This window comes from Pseudonocardia hydrocarbonoxydans, from assembly GCF_006539565.1.
GTDB classification, from domain to species: domain Bacteria; phylum Actinomycetota; class Actinomycetes; order Mycobacteriales; family Pseudonocardiaceae; genus Pseudonocardia; species Pseudonocardia hydrocarbonoxydans.
Window position 1 is genome coordinate 1 of record NZ_BJNG01000001.1, and the last position, 14,306, is coordinate 14,306.

The 14,306-nt window shown below is 75.9% G+C and carries 14 protein-coding genes; 9 read left to right on the forward strand and 5 right to left on the reverse strand.

Translation table 11 applies throughout. The features are described 5' to 3' along the window. Nucleotides 1-2: 2 nt before the first annotated feature. Genes PHY01_RS00005 through PHY01_RS00015 form a run of 3 tightly spaced genes read right to left on the reverse strand, consistent with a single transcriptional unit; the run spans nucleotide 3 to nucleotide 3,838 of the window. Nucleotides 3-1,154, reverse strand: coding sequence for a DUF3500 domain-containing protein (locus PHY01_RS00005; RefSeq protein WP_141276082.1), 1,152 nt, complete (start codon nucleotides 1,152-1,154; stop codon nucleotides 3-5). A 17-nt stretch (nucleotides 1,155-1,171) separates the two neighbouring features. Then, the gene (locus PHY01_RS00010) at nucleotides 1,172-1,384 is read right to left on the reverse strand and encodes a hypothetical protein (RefSeq protein ID WP_141276083.1); all 213 of its coding nucleotides are present in this window, start codon (nucleotides 1,382-1,384) and stop codon (nucleotides 1,172-1,174) included. A gap of 51 nt (nucleotides 1,385-1,435) precedes the next feature. Continuing rightward, entirely contained in the window at nucleotides 1,436-3,838 is a 2,403-nt protein-coding gene (locus PHY01_RS00015) for a transglycosylase domain-containing protein (protein ID WP_246085578.1), read from the reverse strand. Nucleotides 3,839-4,044: 206 nt separating this feature from the next. On the opposite strand from PHY01_RS00015, the gene PHY01_RS00020 reads away from it, so the two are divergent. Continuing rightward, nucleotides 4,045-5,265 carry an alpha/beta hydrolase gene (locus PHY01_RS00020; protein WP_141276084.1) on the forward strand — a complete coding sequence of 407 codons (1,221 nt, stop codon included), beginning with the start codon at nucleotides 4,045-4,047 and terminating at the stop codon, nucleotides 5,263-5,265. Between the two features lie 275 nt (nucleotides 5,266-5,540). On the opposite strand, the gene PHY01_RS00025 is transcribed toward PHY01_RS00020, so the two are convergent. Together PHY01_RS00025 and PHY01_RS00030 are read right to left on the reverse strand one after the other, a co-directional pair. Continuing rightward, nucleotides 5,541-5,912 (reverse strand): nuclear transport factor 2 family protein, encoded by a 372-nt coding sequence (locus PHY01_RS00025; protein WP_141276085.1) that lies wholly within the window; start codon nucleotides 5,910-5,912, stop codon nucleotides 5,541-5,543. Then, nucleotides 5,909-6,952, reverse strand: coding sequence for an LLM class flavin-dependent oxidoreductase (locus PHY01_RS00030; protein ID WP_141276086.1), 1,044 nt, complete (start codon nucleotides 6,950-6,952; stop codon nucleotides 5,909-5,911). Before PHY01_RS00030 ends, PHY01_RS00025 begins: the two co-directional genes overlap by 4 nt. A gap of 311 nt (nucleotides 6,953-7,263) precedes the next feature. Here PHY01_RS00030 and PHY01_RS00035 point away from each other — a divergent pair, with 311 nt between their 5' ends. The 8 genes from PHY01_RS00035 (at nucleotide 7,264) to PHY01_RS00070 (ending at nucleotide 14,306) form a co-directional block, all read left to right on the forward strand. Beyond that, entirely contained in the window at nucleotides 7,264-7,854 is a 591-nt protein-coding gene (locus PHY01_RS00035; RefSeq protein ID WP_141276087.1) for a hypothetical protein, read from the forward strand. A gap of 97 nt (nucleotides 7,855-7,951) precedes the next feature. Further along, entirely contained in the window at nucleotides 7,952-8,398 is a 447-nt protein-coding gene (locus tag PHY01_RS00040; RefSeq protein ID WP_141276088.1) for a hypothetical protein, read from the forward strand. 61 nt (nucleotides 8,399-8,459) lie between these two features. Further along, nucleotides 8,460-9,257: a hypothetical protein gene (locus PHY01_RS00045; protein WP_141276089.1), complete on the forward strand. Its 798-nt coding sequence runs from the start codon at nucleotides 8,460-8,462 to the stop codon at nucleotides 9,255-9,257. 98 nt (nucleotides 9,258-9,355) lie between these two features. After that, nucleotides 9,356-10,036 (forward strand): hypothetical protein, encoded by a 681-nt coding sequence (locus PHY01_RS00050; protein ID WP_141276090.1) that lies wholly within the window; start codon nucleotides 9,356-9,358, stop codon nucleotides 10,034-10,036. Between the two features lie 105 nt (nucleotides 10,037-10,141). Then, on the forward strand, nucleotides 10,142-12,214 hold the full coding sequence (thrS, locus tag PHY01_RS00055) for a threonine--tRNA ligase (RefSeq protein WP_141276091.1): 2,073 nt from the start codon (nucleotides 10,142-10,144) through the stop codon (nucleotides 12,212-12,214). A gap of 32 nt (nucleotides 12,215-12,246) precedes the next feature. After that, nucleotides 12,247-12,789: an HIT family protein gene (locus PHY01_RS00060; RefSeq protein WP_141276092.1), complete on the forward strand. Its 543-nt coding sequence runs from the start codon at nucleotides 12,247-12,249 to the stop codon at nucleotides 12,787-12,789. Between the two features lie 27 nt (nucleotides 12,790-12,816). Next, nucleotides 12,817-13,428, forward strand: a complete 612-nt coding sequence (gene pgsA / locus PHY01_RS00065; protein ID WP_141276093.1) for a phosphatidylinositol phosphate synthase — start codon at nucleotides 12,817-12,819, stop codon at nucleotides 13,426-13,428. Continuing rightward, entirely contained in the window at nucleotides 13,425-14,306 is an 882-nt protein-coding gene (locus tag PHY01_RS00070) for a phosphatidylinositol mannoside acyltransferase (protein ID WP_141276094.1), read from the forward strand. The genes pgsA and PHY01_RS00070 overlap by 4 nt, the downstream gene beginning before the upstream one ends.

Below are 14,306 nucleotides of genomic sequence, written 5' to 3' on the forward strand. Positions count from 1 at the left end.
CCCTAGTGGTGGGCGGCCCGGTGCCCGGCGAGGACGTCGACGCCGAAGTCGGCCTCCGGGTCGCGCCACACCGAGTGGGCGTGGTTGACCTCGCGCTGGGTGTTGTCCCACTCCAGCAGCAGGCGCGGGCCCTGAAGCCGGTAGTAGTGCGGCTCGCCCGGCGCGGTGGAGCCCGCCCAGGCCAGGTGCACGGCGTCGAGCGCGGCCTCGTCGGCGTAGCGGGGCAGCGGCGAGACGGCCTCGGGGACGCGGTCGAGATAGCAGCCCAGCAGCGCGCGCAGCCGCTCGCGCTGCCCGGCGTCCATGGCGGAGGCGGGCACCCCCTTGGGCTCCGCGGTGAGCTCGACGGCGCGGTGGTCGGCGGCGTCGAGGCCGGCCCGGTCGTCGATGGCGTCGCTGAGCGCCTGCAGCTTCGCCTGCTCGGCCGGGTCGTCGAAGGGGCCGCGCCACACCCCGGCCAGCGGGACCACCCGGTCGCCCGGCGACACCCGGCTGCGGTTGGCGGTGACGATGTCCGACGGCGCCCGCGGCAGCAGCACCGCGGCGGCGGCGAGGTCGGCGGGCAGTGAGCGGACCAGGTCCCGGGCCAGGTCCTCCACGGCGCCCAGCGGGCGCAGCCGCGCACCGCCGAGCAGCGGCGAGGAGGCCGGGTCGGCGCCCAGGAACAGCGGTGTCGTGGCCACCACCCGCCCGTCGACGACGAGCACGTTGACCGACACGTGATGGCCGCCGAAGCGCCACGCCCACGGCGCGGCTCCGCCGGGCTCGCCGAAGACGCGCAGGTAGTACAGGCCGGGGTCGCGCCCGCGCTCGCGGTCGAAGGAGACGCCGAAGCCCTCCGTGCGGTCGAGCACGTTCTCCAGGCCCATGACGGTGGCCGCCGTGACGTAGCCGGCCTCCGACAGCGCGCTCGCGACCAGCGCCATCGCCAGCCGCTGCTGGGCGGGCCGCTGCGCGTGCACGGTGAGCCCGCCGTGGTCGGTGGGCGTGTAGAACCAGCGCAGCCGCTCCGCGTCGTCCCCGGAGCCGGGGACCGCGCCGGTCGCGACCCGGCGCTGGTCGGGGTCCAGGGAGTCGAGCCACGCGGCGGCGGCCCCGGCGCTGCGCGAGGCAAGGTCCCGGGCAGGGTCCCGGGTGGGGTCCTCGGAGGTCATCGCGCGGATGCTACCGGTCAGGGGCGGGGCCGACCGGCGCCGATCCGGCAGCCGATCTCCTCCGGCGCGAGACCGGTGAGGTCGGCGATCAGCGAGCGGGCGGCGTCCTCGGCGCCCACCATCGTCGACACGGTGGTGGCGGCCTCGATCTCCGGGACGTAGAGGACGATCCGGCGGTCCGACGGCCACGCCAGCACCTCGAACGTGCGCACCTGCGACCCGGCGTCCACCCCGCCACGGTAGCCCCGCCGCGGGCCCCGCGACACGGCCCGCGCACCGTCTCAGCCGCAGGGGGTGACCGAGCAGTCCTGCTGGGCGGGGGCGTCCCCGGTGCCACCCCCGCCGTCGCCGAACAGCAGCGAGTCGCGGGAGGGCGGGGAGGTGTCCGTGCCCGGGCCGCCCGGCGTGGTCGCCGGGTCCTCGGCCGGCGGCGGTGGGGGCGGCACGCCGCCGTCCGGGGTGGGTGGGGCGGACGGCGCCGGGGTCGGTTCCGGGGTGGGCGTCGGCGTCGCGTCCGGGTCGACGCCGGGAGGCGCGTCGGAGGCCGCCTCGCCGATCGGCCGGTACGGCGCGAACGTCTCCACCGGCTCGGCCTCCAGCGCCTCGCCCATGAACTCCCGCCACACCTCGCCGGGCAGCGTCTTGCCGCTGATCGGGGCGCCGCTCGCGGTGCGGATCGGGGAGTTCATGTCGGTGCCGATCCACACCGAGGTGGACAGCGTCGGGGTGAACCCGGCCATCCAGGCGTCGTTGTTCTCGCCGTCGAAGCGCGACTGCACCGTGCCCGTCTTCGCCGCGACCGGTCGCCCGTCGGGCAGCGCCAGGTCGTCGGCGGCGGCCACCTCGAGCATCGACTCGACGACGTTGCGCGCGACCCGCTCGGGGAAGCGGCGCTCGCCCTCGGACTGCGCGGCGAACAGCACCCGGCCGTCGGCGGTGACGACCTCGCTCACCAGGTGCGGCTGGTGCCAGACCCCGCCGCCGGCGATCGTGGCGTAGGCCGAGGCCAGCTCGAGCGTGCTGACCTCCTTGTTGCCCAGCGCGATGCCCTCGTTCGGGTCGTCGAGCGGGGCGGTGATCCCGGCGGCGCGCGCGGCGGCGGCGACGTTCTCCGGCCCGACCTGCTTGGCGAGGGTGTTGAACACGACGTTGTTGGACACCGTCATGGCCTGCTTGAGGTCGCAGCGGTCGCAGTCGGCGCCCTCGGCGTTGCGCAGCCCGGGCACCTCCTCGCCGTCGAAGGTCTCCCCGAGCCCGACCGGGGGGTCCTGCTGCAGGCCGGCCAGCACCACGAACGGCTTGAACGTCGACCCGGCCAGGCGCTGCACGCGGGCGTAGTCCAGGCCCAGGCCGTTGTCGCCGCCGTAGTAGGCGAGGATCCCGCCGGTCTGCGGGTCGATCGCCACCATCGCCGACCGCAGGTCGTCGGGCTGCCCCTCCAGCGCGGCCTGCGCGGCGTCGACGGCCTGCTGCTGGCGCACCGGGTCGATCGTCGTGGTGATCCGCAGCCCCTCCTGGGCCAGGTCCTCCGCGGTGATCCCGAGCGCGTCCAGCTCGGCGGTGACGGCGGTGACGATGTGGCCGCTGGAGTCGGCGGGCACCCCGGCCGCGGCCCGGCGCGGCTCGACGGTCGCGGGGAACTGCGCGGCCGCCCGCTCGGGCGCGGTCAGCCAGCCCTGCGCGACCATGCCGTCGAGGACGAAGTTCCAGCGCTCCAGGGCCCGGTCGGGGTTGCGCGCCGGGTCCCAGCGCGACGGCGCCTGGATCAGCCCGGCCAGCAGCGCGCCCTCGCTGGGGTCCAGCAGCTGCACGGGCTTGCCGAAGTAGGCCTGGCTGGCCGACTGGATGCCGTAGGCGCCGCGGCCGAAGTAGATGGCGTTGAGGTAGTCGCCGAGGATCTCGTCCTTCTCCCGCTCCTGCGAGATCTTGACGGCGAGCACCACCTCCTTGTACTTGCGCCACAGCGAGTACTCGTCGCCGACCAGGGCGTTCTTGACGTACTGCTGCGTGATCGTCGACCCGCCGCCCGAGCCGCCCTGCAGCTGGTTCCAGACCGCGCGCAGGATGCCGGTGAGGTCGAAGCCGGGGTTGGAGTAGAACGTGCGGTCCTCCGCGGCGAGCACTGCGTCCCGGACGTGCGGCGGCACGTCCTCGATCTCCACCGCCACCCGGTTGCCCTCCTCGGGCACCAGGCGCGTCAGTTGGCTACCGTCGGCGTAGGAGACCAGCGCCACCTGGTTGGTCACCGAGTCGGTGGGGGTGGGGACGGAGAAGAACAACCAGCCCAGCCCGAACGCCACCAGCGGGCCGAGCAGCACGGCCGCGAGCCCGGCCAGCGCGGCGTTGCGGACCAGGCGCAGCCGCCGGATGCGGCGCTCCGCGGGGGTGGCCGGCCTGCGGTGCTGCGACCCGCCGCCGCGCAGCCGCGCGAGCAGCGACCGGCCGGGGGCGGCGCGCCTGCGGCCACCGGCCTCCGAGCGCGGGGTCTCCGGGGCCGGTCCGCCGCGGCGCCGCGTCGGGGGCTGCCACCAGCCGACGTCGCCCGCCGTCGCCCGGCGCCGCCCGCCCTGCTGTGCCCCGCCCTGCCGGGACCCGCCCTGCTGCGACCCGCCCTGCGGGGACCCGTGCTGTCGTGACCCGACCGGTGGACGCCGCGACGAGGCGACGGTGTGTGCTCCCGACACCGGTCACCTCCCGCTCGACGCGCCGCTCCGGGGCGCCGGAGGGGTCCATGACTCCAACGGGTCGCCCCCCCCGCGCGGTGTGGCGGCAGCGCGGAGATCACCCGATGAGAGGAAGCCCGGCGCGACCCGTCCCGGTGACGCCTCCGCCGGACGCGACGCTCCGTGGTCGGGTTGGGCCGTTCGGCGCAGCGCGTAGCGTCGGCGCCGTGGAGGCGGTCCGCGCGGGCCGCGCGGGAGGTGCGGACGTGTCGTGGCGGCGGGCGGTGGTGGGCGCGGGGGTCGCGTCGGGGGTGCTCGGCGGGCTCGGGGCCGCCGGGGCGCGCAGGCCGGTGATCCGGCGCTGGCCCGCGTCGATCGTGCAGGCGGCGCCGTGCCTGCCCGCATCGGAGGCGCCGGGGGCGATGACGGTGCTGTGCGGTGTCCTGGGGGTCGCCTCCGCGGTGGCGGGTGGCCGCGCCGGCCGCGCCGCCGCGGTGCTGAACGGTGTCGCGGTGGCGGCGCTGCACGACCTGCGCGGTGACGCGGCGCGATCGGCCGCCGTCCTCGACGCCGCGCTCGCCGGGCTGCCCGGCCCGCCCCCCGTCGCGGGGCGCCTGCGGGCGGGGCGCGCCGCCCGCCGGAGCCTCCTGCGCGCCGGCGACGTCGCCTGCGGACCGCACCCGGCCCAGCGCCTGGACGTGTGGGGGCCCGCGGAGCCGGTGTCGGGCGCGCCGGTGCTGGTGCAGGTGCACGGCGGCGGCTGGACCGGTGGCGACAAGGCGGTGTCGGCGTCGCCGCTGCTCGCCCACCTCGTCGGCGCCGGGTGGGTGTGCGTCACCGTGAACTACCGGCTGGGCCCGCACGAGCGCTGGCCGGCCCAGATCGTCGACGTCAAGCGGGCACTGGCGTGGGTGCACGGGCACGTCGCGGAGTACGGCGGCGACCCGGGCTCCGTGGCGGTCAGCGGGGGGTCGGCGGGCGGGCACCTGGCGTCGCTGGCGGCGGTCACGGCGGGGGACCCGGCCTTCCAGCCGGGTTTCGAGGACGCCGACACCTCCGTCGTCGCGGCCGTTCCGGTGTACGGCGTGCACGACTTCTCCGTCGACGAGCACGGCCTGCACCACACGGTGGAGCACGCGCTGACCGGCACCACGTTCGCCGCCGACCGGGACACCTGGCTGGCCGCCTCGCCCCTGCACCGGGCCCGTCAGGGGGCGCCGCCGTTCCTGGTCGTGCACGGCAGCGCCGACACGATCGTCTCCGCCGGGCAGTCGCGGCGCTTCGTCGCCCGCATGCGGGAGCTGGGCAACGAGGTGCACCACGCGGAGCTGCCGCGGGCCCAGCACGGCTTCGACGCCTTCCCCACCGCCCGCACCGGGAACCACGTCCGTGCGGTGCACCGGTTCCTCGCCGCCGTCCACGCCCGCCGGCCTGCCCCGGTGGGGTGACGACCGGTACCCGCAACGGCCTATGGCGCCCCGCCGGTCGACCGTTCATGCTGGTCCGGGCGGCCCCGCACCACGGGCGCCGCGAGGGGCGGGACCGGGGGCGGGGGGCACGACGTGCTGGCTTGGGTCGTCGGCGGGCTCGTCGCGTGGATGGTGTCCGCCGCGGGCCTGGCGGCGCTGATCGCCGCGGTGATCCGGCGGGCGAACCGCCCCGACGCGCCCACGGTGCTGCTGCCGGTGCAGCGCACCGGATCGCCCCCGTCCGTCGCTACGCCTCAGGTCAGCAGTGCGGCCATCCGCTCGCGCAGGGCGGTGGCGGCCGAGTACGGCCGCACCATCACCGTCAGCTCGGTGAGCACGCCGTCGACGGCCCGCAGGATGTCGACGCCCTGGAGCACGCGGTCGCCGACGCGCGCGGTGAAGACGAGCACACACGTGTCGCCCCCGCCGACGGAGTCGGTGTAGGTGAAGTCCTCGAACACCGAGACCACCGCGGTCAGGATGGCGTGCAGCGCCTCCCGGCCGACGTAGGGCCGGTGCACGACGGGGGAGTGGAAGACGGCGTCGGGGGCGAACAGCGCCACGGCCGCGTCGACGTCGCCGGCGTGCACGGCGTCCCGGAAGGCGGAGAAGGGGGAGTCGGTCACCGCGTCATCGTGCCCGCCGGGGCGAACGCCCCCGCCAGCAGCTCGTAGGAGCGGATCCGGTCGGCGCCGTCGTGGGCGCCGGTGACGACCATCAGCTCGTCGACGCCGGTGCGCTCGACCAGTGCGCGCACACCGTCGCGGACGGTGTCGGGCGAGCCGATCACCTGCCCGGCGAGGCGGTCGTCGACGAAGGCCTGCTCCTGCGCCGAGTACGGGTAGGCGGCGGCCTCCTCCGGGGTCGGGACGAGACCCGGGTTGCCCTGGCGCAGCCGCAGGAACTGCAGCGCGCCGGGCAGGGCGAGCCGCTGCGCCTCGGCGTCGGTCTCGGCGGCCAGCACCGACGCGGCGATCATCGCGTAGGGCTCCTGCAGCGTGCCCGGCCGGAACGTGTCGCGGTACAGGGCCAGCGCGGCGTCGGTGTTCTCGCCGCTGAAGTGGTGGGCGAAGGCGAACGGCAGCCCGAGCAGGCCCGCCACCTGCGCGCTGTAGCCGCTGGAGCCCAGCAGCCACATGTCCGGCCGCTGCCCGTGCGCGGGCACCGCGGCGACCGGGCCCTCGCCGCGGAAGTAGGCGGCGAGCTCGTCGAGCTGCTGGAGGAAGTCGTCGGCCCCCAGCGACCCGGTGCCGCGGCGCAGCGCCTGCGCGGTGCGCGGGTCGGTGCCGGGGGCGCGGCCGATGCCCAGGTCGATGCGGCCCGGGTGCAGGGCGTCGAGGGTGCCGAACTGCTCGGCGACCACCAGTGGCTGGTGGTTGGGCAGCATCACCCCGCCGGAGCCGACCCGGATCGTCGAGCTCGCCCCGGCCAGGTGGGCGATGAGCACGGCCGGCGACGAGCTCGCGATGCCCGGCATGCCGTGGTGCTCGGCCACCCAGTAGCGCCGGAAGCCGAGCTCCTCGACGCGCCGCACGAGGGCGGTGCTGGCGCGCAGCGCCTCGGTGGGGGTCGAGCCGGAGCCGACGGGGACGAGATCGAGCACGGAGAGTGGCACCACGTGGGAGTGCAACCGGCCGTGGGCGGTCCTTCTTCCCCGGGCGCGCATTCGGCCCAGCGGCCCCGCCGAGGGCCGTGGGCGGGGTGTGCACGAGTGGTTGCGGTCCGTGACCTGCGGACCTGCTCGACCGGCCCATGCACCGGCACCGACATCGCCGTCCAACGGCCCTGCCGGCAATAGGTCGTTCGGTCGTAATGATTGGACCGGCGGCGCGGAAAACAGTTGCTCCGACGGCGTGTGAAACAATTCTTCGCGAGGAAGGCGGGCGGCCGTTGTCGACGATCCATGACGTCCTCCGGGAGTTGTTGCGACTCCCGGGGGCGACGTATTCCTGTGCCGCCGTTCGGGCGAGCGGTGAGATGGTGGCGCAGGCCGGCTCCGCGCCGGCCGACCCGGCCGCCGTCGTGCGCTGGGCACGGTCGGCCGCGGATCTCCTCGCGGCCGACGACGACGACCTCGACGACCTGATGATCACCTCACGCCGGTCCTACCGGCTCGTCCGCCTGCTCGACGGGGGCGAGCTCGGCCCGCTGTTGCTGCACGTGTGCCTGGACCGGAACCGCGCGAACCTCGCCGTGGCCCGCCGGGAGCTGTCCCGGTCCCGGCTCGAACCCGAGCCCGTGCATGCCCCTCCACCTGCGGTGATTCCGGAACAGGCGGCGCCGGCGACGTGGGCCCCGCTGCCCCGCCGGGTGCCCGCCGCGATCCCGCCCGCCGCGCCGTGGGTCCCGCCGGTCCGCGCGTCGCGGTGGCCGTCGCGCAGCCGGCCGGGGGTGCTGGCGACGGCCGGGTACGGCGGGTCCGTCGTCCCCGCCCCGCGCACGGCCGCCGCGGTGCCCGACGCCCCGCCCGCAGCCGCGGCGGGGGCGGCGCCCCCGGCGACCGGCTGGGCCGACGACATCGGGACCATGCGCCGCCTGCTCGCGGGGCTCCGGTCCCTGCGCGAGTGATCCACGAAATGCACGGAAAGGGGTCCCGGACGCACCGGGAAATGGTCGGGGGGCTACCGTGCAGGCTCCCGGTAAACGTGCCTCTGGAGGCTCGACAATGAACATCGAACACTCACTCGACATGGTCGCGAACATCAAGGGTGCCTTCGCGGCGGCCATCGTCGACTACGACAGCGGTATGAGCCTCGGCTCCCGCGGCGGCAGCCCGGAGTTCGACCTCGACGTCGCCGCCCCCGGCAACAGCGAGGTCGTCCGCACCAAGTTCGAGGTCATGGAGAAGCTGGGCCTGCGGGAGGGGATCGAGGACATCCTCATCACCCTCGACACGCAGTACCACCTCATCCGCCCGATCCGCGGCAACAACGAGGAGAAGCTGTTCTTCTACCTCGTGCTCAACCGGGCCCAGGCCAACCTGGCCATGGCCCGGCGCGACCTGCGCGTCATCGAGCAGCAGTTCTACATGGCCGCCCCCGGTGTGAAGTCGGGCCGCCCCAGCCCCGGCGGCGACAGCCAGGCGTTCTTCCCGGCCAACGCCGGGCGCTGAGCGGTCCGCGCAGGGTGTGGCGGCGGCTGGTGAGGTCCTGATGTCGCGGCACCGCCACACCGTGAACGTCCGGGCGGACGGCCTGCAGGCCGTGCTCGGCCCGCTCCTGCGCGACCGGCGGGTCGTCACCGCCGTGCTGGTCGACGTCGACAGCGGCATGGTGCTCGACGCCTGGTCGTCGCACCTCGGGGGCGCCGAGCTGGAGTCCCTGGGGGCGCGGCACGCCGAGCTGGTGCGGGTGGCGGCCGACGACCCGCAGGCGGGCGGGGAGGCCCCCGGCGCCTGCGAGGTGGTCGTGAGCCAGGGCGGCCGGTGGCACCAGGTCGTGCGCACCGTGCCGGACCCGCACGGCGACCGGCTCGCGCTGGCCGTCGCCGTCACCGGTGGCCGGTGGGTGCTCGAACGGGTGCGGCGGCGGCTGCGGGTCGTGTCGGCCGCGGCACTGACCGCCGGCCCCACGGTCTCCCGCCGCCCCGGCGACGGCGGGTGGCTGGCGCCGGGCTCCGTCCCGCCCCCGGCGGCCCCGGCCGTCCCGCCCCCGGCGGAGGTCGCCCGCGTCCCGTGGAGCGTCGGCCCGCCCCGGGCGGACGCCGACGCGCCGGCCGGTGCGCCGCGCCGCGCGGAGCCCGCGCCCCGCGGTGACGCGGCCCTGCTCTCGCTGGGTGGCGCCCCGCGCCGGGACGGGACCCGCGCCGCGGCGGCCCTGGAGTCCCTGGGCCCGGCCGCGCCGCCGGGGCCACCGGTGCTGCGTGCGGTACCGCGGCCCGGGGCGCCGCAGGGTGCCTGGGTCGACCGGCCCCGCGCCCCGATCTCCGCGCTCGCCCCCGGTCCGCGGCGGGACCCGCCCCCGCGGGACTGACCCCGGACGGCGCCGTCCGGTGCGCCGGACGGCGCAGCCCCGTCCGCCCGCACGGGCGGAAGCCGCTGCACCCCTGTCCCGTGCGGGAGGATCTCGCGATGGCCGTCCCCGCCTCCCGTGTCGCCGAGGTGCTGGCGGGCCTGCTGGCGCGGACGGGCGGACGCACCGTCCGGGTCGTCGACGGGCGCACCGGGGACGTCGTCGGCACGGCGGGTGACGCGGCGTCGGGGTCCGACGGCCCCGCCGCGGTGGCGGCCCTGCTGCGCGACGCGCCGCGTCCCGCGGCCGGGGCCGACGACGTCACGCTCGTCACCGACCGCGGGGTGCACGTGCTGCGCACCGGCCCGGTCGCCGGGGTGTTCGTGCACCTGCAGCTCGATCCGGGAGCCGACCCCGCCCGCGCCCGCTCCGCCCTCGCGGATCCGGGTCTGCAGGACGCCGTGCGGCGGGCCCTCGGGGCACCGAACCCCTCTGCCGACCCGTCCCGGCGAGCGGCGCCGCCCCGGCAGACGGCCCCGCTCCGGCAGCCGGCGCTGGCGGTCCTGGCCACCGGACGGGCCCGCACCGGGGACGGTGCGCGGGCCGTCGCGGCGCTGGCCGCGCTGAGCGGGCCGGACGCCGCACCGGTCGTCCTGCCCCGGCGCCGGTCCGGCGCCGGGGTGTGGTCGATCCCCGCCGCGCGGGTCGCCGGTTCCACGACGGGCCTGCCCGAGCCGCTGTGGTCGGGCGACCTGCGGACCCTGCGGCGCGTGGCCGACGGGCTGCGCCGTCTGGGCTGAGGCCGTCCGGGCTGAGGGGAGCCGCGGCGGAACCCCGTCGCCCCGGCCCTCTAGCATCGGCGGGACGTCCGCACCACCCCCCGCCCGACGCCCTGGAGGCCTCCCGTGTCCGCGCCCGCACCCAGCCCCGTCCCCGCTGCCGTCCGGGTGCCGGCCGGGACGACCGCGGGTGCCGCGGTGCGCGCGGCGGGCCTGCCGACGAGCGGGCCGAGCGCCGTCGTCGTCGTCCGCGACCCGTCCGACGGCGACGGGCCGGGGCAGCTGCGCGACCTGGCCTGGGCCCCGGAGCGCGACACCGAGGTCGAGGCGGTCGGCGCCGACACCCCCGACGGCCGCGCCGTCATCCGGCACTCCGCCGCGCACGTGCTCGCCCAGGCCGTCCAGCAGCTGCGCCCGGACGCCAAGCTGGGCATCGGCCCGCCCGTCGTCGACGGCTTCTACTACGACTTCGACGTCGCCGAGCCGTTCACCCCGGACGACCTGCAGAAGCTCGAAGCGTCCATGAAGAAGATCGTCAAGGCGGGGCAGCGGTTCGCCCGCCGTCGCTACGACTCCCTCGACGAGGCCCGCAAGGAGCTCGCCGACGAGCCGTACAAGCTGGAGCTGATCGACCTCAAGGGCGGGGCGGGCGGGGAGATCACCGACGACGTGGTGGAGGTCGACGGCAGCGGCGAGCTCACCGCGTACGACAACGTGCACGCCCACACCGGCGAGGTGGTGTGGTCGGACCTGTGCCGCGGCCCGCACGTGCCCACCACGAAGTTCATCCCCGCCTTCAAGCTGATGCGCAGCGCGGCGGCGTACTGGCGGGGCAGCGAGAAGAACCCGATGCTGCAGCGCATCTACGGCACGGCGTGGGAGTCCACCGAGGCGCTGGACCTGCACCTGGACCGCCTGCTGGAGGCCGAGAAGCGCGACCACCGGCGGCTGGGCTCCGAGCTCGACCTGTTCTCCTTCCCCGACGAGATCGGGTCCGGGCTGCCGGTCTTCCACCCCAAGGGCGGCATCGTCCGCCGGGAGATGGAGGACTACGCGCGCCGGCGCCACGAGGAGGCGGGCTACGAGTTCGTCAACACCCCGCACATCACCAAGGGGCAGCTGTTCGAGACCTCGGGGCACCTGGCCTGGTACGCCGAGGGCATGTACCCGCCCATGCAGGTCGACGCCGAGTTCAACGCCGACGGCACCGTGCGCAAGCCCGGGCAGGACTACTACCTCAAGCCGATGAACTGCCCGATGCACAACCTGATCTACCGGTCGCGCGGGCGGTCCTACCGGGAGCTGCCGCTGCGGCTGTTCGAGTTCGGGTCGGTGTACCGCTACGAGAAGTCCGGTGTGGTGCACGGCCTGACCCGCGCCCGCGGCTTCACCCAGGACGACGCACACATCTACTGCACCCGCGACCAGATGCAGGACGAGATCCGCTCGCTGCTGACGTTCGTGCTGGACCTGCTGCGCGACTACGGCCTCGACGACTTCTACCTCGAGCTGTCCACCCGCGACCCGGAGAAGTCGATCGGCAGCGACGAGGACTGGGAGCTGGCCACCGAGGCCCTGCGCGAGGCCGCCCAGGCCAGCGGGCTCGACCTCGTGCTCGACCCGGGCGGCGCCGCCTTCTACGCCCCGAAGATCAGCGTGCAGGCCAAGGACGCGATCGGGCGCACCTGGCAGCTGTCGACGATCCAGGTCGACCTCATGGAGCCCGGCCTGTTCGACCTGGAGTACACCGCCTCCGACGGCTCCCGCGAGGAGCCGATCATGATCCACCGCGCGCTGTTCGGGTCGATCGAGCGGTTCTTCGGCGTCCTGCTGGAGCACTACGCGGGCGCGTTCCCGGCGTGGCTGGCCCCGGTGCAGGTCGTCGCGATCCCGGTCACCGACGAGCAGGTGCCCGCGGTCCGCGAGATCGCGGCGGCGCTGCGGTCGCGCGGCATCCGGGTCGACGTCGACGCGGGCGACGACCGGATGCAGAAGAAGATCCGCACCCACACCCTGGCCAAGGTGCCGTTCCTGCTGCTGGCCGGCGCCCGTGACGTCGAGGCGGGCGCGGTCAGCTTCCGCTTCCGCGACGGCACGCAGGTCAACGGCGTGCCGGTGGCCGACGCTGTCGAGCGGATCGCGGCGTGGGTGGCGAGCCGGAACAACACCCACCCGACCGCCGACGCCCTCACCCCCTGACCCCGGCCCCGCCGCGCCTAGGATCGGGCCCCATGACCGACGCCGTCGACCCGGAGCTGGAGCCCCGTGACGGCATCGGCACGCCGGACGGTTTCCGCAGGCTGTGGACGCCCCACCGGATGGCCTACATCAAGGACACCGGGGGCACGGGCTGCCCGTTCTGCCGCATCCCGTCGCTGCCCGACGACGAGGGACTCGTGGTGGCGCGCGGCGACGCCGTCTACGCGGTGCTCAACCTGCACCCCTACAACCCCGGGCACCTCATGGTGCTCCCCTACCGCCACGTCGCGGAGCTGGAGGACCTCACCCCCGGTGAGGTGGGGGAGCTGATGGCGTTCACGCAGGAGGCGGTGCGGGCGATGAAGCGGGTCGCGGCGCCGCACGCGTTCAACGTCGGGCTGAACCTGGGCACCGTGGCGGGCGGGTCGCTGGCCGACCACCTGCACCAGCACGTCGTCCCGCGGTGGGGCGGCGACGCCAACTTCATCGCCGTCGTCGGGCAGACCAAGGTCATCCCGCAGCTGCTCGGCGAGACCCGTGACCTGCTGGCCTCGGCGTGGGAGCCGCGCGGATAGTCTGGAGTCCCCACCAGCAGGAGCACGATGCTCAACCTCTTCGCCCGTGTCCACGTCAACCGCGTCGTCGAGCCCTTCGGACGCTGGCTGGTCGCCCGTGGGGTCACGCCGAACGCGGTCACCGTGATCGGCACGATCGGCACCGTCGCGGCGGCGGTCTGGTTCCTGCCCCGCGGCGAGCTGTTCGTGGGCACCCTCGTCATCTGGTTCTTCGTGATGTTCGACATGATCGACGGCGCGATGGCACGCGCCCGCGGCCACAGCACCCCGTTCGGCGCGGTCCTCGACTCCACCTGCGACCGCCTCGCCGACGGTGCCCTGTTCGCCGCGCTCGCCTGGTGGGCCCTCGGGGTGGGGGAGCAGCGGCTGGTCGGGCTCGCGGCGCTGGTCTGCCTCGTCGCGGGCTCGCTCGTGTCGTACGTGAAGGCGCGCGCGGAGGGTGCCGGGCTGTCGGCCGACGGGGGCCTGGTCGAGCGGGCCGAGCGGTTGATCATCGCGCTCGTCGGTTCCGGGCTGGAGGGCCTGGGGGTGCCCTACGCCCTGGCCGTGGCGATGTGGCTGCTCGCCGCGGCGTCGGTGTGGACGTTCGGGCAGCGACTCGTCGCGGTCCACCGCAGCGCCGCCCCGGCCCAGGCGTGAGCACGCGCGCCCGCCTCGTCGACGCCGCCTACGCGGCGGGCTGGCGAGGGGTGCGGATGCTGCCCGGGCCCGTTGCGCAGGGGATGTTCCGGATGGGCGCCGACCGCGCGGCCCGCCGCGGGTCCCCGCAGCTGCGCGCGAACCTGGCCCGGCTGGCCCCGGGCGCCGACCTCGACGCTCTCGTCCGCGCGGGCCTGCGCAGCTACGCCCGCTACTGGTGCGAGGTGTTCCGGCTCCCGTCGATGGACCTCGCCGACGTGCACCGTCGGATGGACCCGCACGTGCGGGGCGCGCAGCCGTTCCTCGAGGCGCAGGCCCAGGGCCGCGGTGTCGTCTTCGCGCTCACCCACAGCGGCAACTGGGACGTCGCGGGCGTCTGGCTCGTCGAGACGCTGCGCGCGCTGGGCCGGGAGCCCGCGTTCACCACCGTCGCGGCGAAGCTGGAGCCGGAGTCGCTCTACCGGCGGTTCGTGGCCTACCGGGAGTCGCTGGGGTTCGAGGTCGTCGCGGCCGAGGACGGGTCGCGCGCCTACCGCGCGCTGACGCGGCGGCTGCGCGGGGGCGGGGTCGTCTGCCTGGTCTCCGATCTCGACCTGAGCCGCTCCGGCGTCGACGTCGAGCTGTGCGGCGAGCCCGCCCGGATCCCCGGCGGGGCCGCGCGGCTGGCCGCGGCCACCGGAGCGCTGCTGCTCCCCGCCGTCCCGTCGTTCACCCCCGACGGGTGGGCGCTCGACATCGCCGCGCCGGTCCCGGTGCCCGACCGCGCCGCCGTGCCCAAGGCGACCCAGGGCGTCGCCGACGCGCTGGGCGCGCTGCTCGCCCGGGTGCCCGCCGACTGGCACATGCTGCAACCGGTCTGGACCGCTGATCGGTCATGA

Coding starts and splice junctions, on each gene's coding strand:
- PHY01_RS00005 (WP_141276082.1), bottom strand. CDS start 1,154: ATGACCTCCGAGGACCCCACCCGGGACCCTGCCCGGGACCTTGCCTCG.
- PHY01_RS00060 (WP_141276092.1), top strand. CDS start 12,247: ATGACCGACGCCGTCGACCCGGAGCTGGAGCCCCGTGACGGCATCGGC.
- PHY01_RS00030 (WP_141276086.1), bottom strand. CDS start 6,952: ATGCGCGCCCGGGGAAGAAGGACCGCCCACGGCCGGTTGCACTCCCAC.
- PHY01_RS00040 (WP_141276088.1), top strand. CDS start 7,952: ATGAACATCGAACACTCACTCGACATGGTCGCGAACATCAAGGGTGCC.
- PHY01_RS00035 (WP_141276087.1), top strand. CDS start 7,264: ATGGTGGCGCAGGCCGGCTCCGCGCCGGCCGACCCGGCCGCCGTCGTG.
- pgsA (WP_141276093.1), top strand. CDS start 12,817: ATGCTCAACCTCTTCGCCCGTGTCCACGTCAACCGCGTCGTCGAGCCC.
- PHY01_RS00050 (WP_141276090.1), top strand. CDS start 9,356: ATGGCCGTCCCCGCCTCCCGTGTCGCCGAGGTGCTGGCGGGCCTGCTG.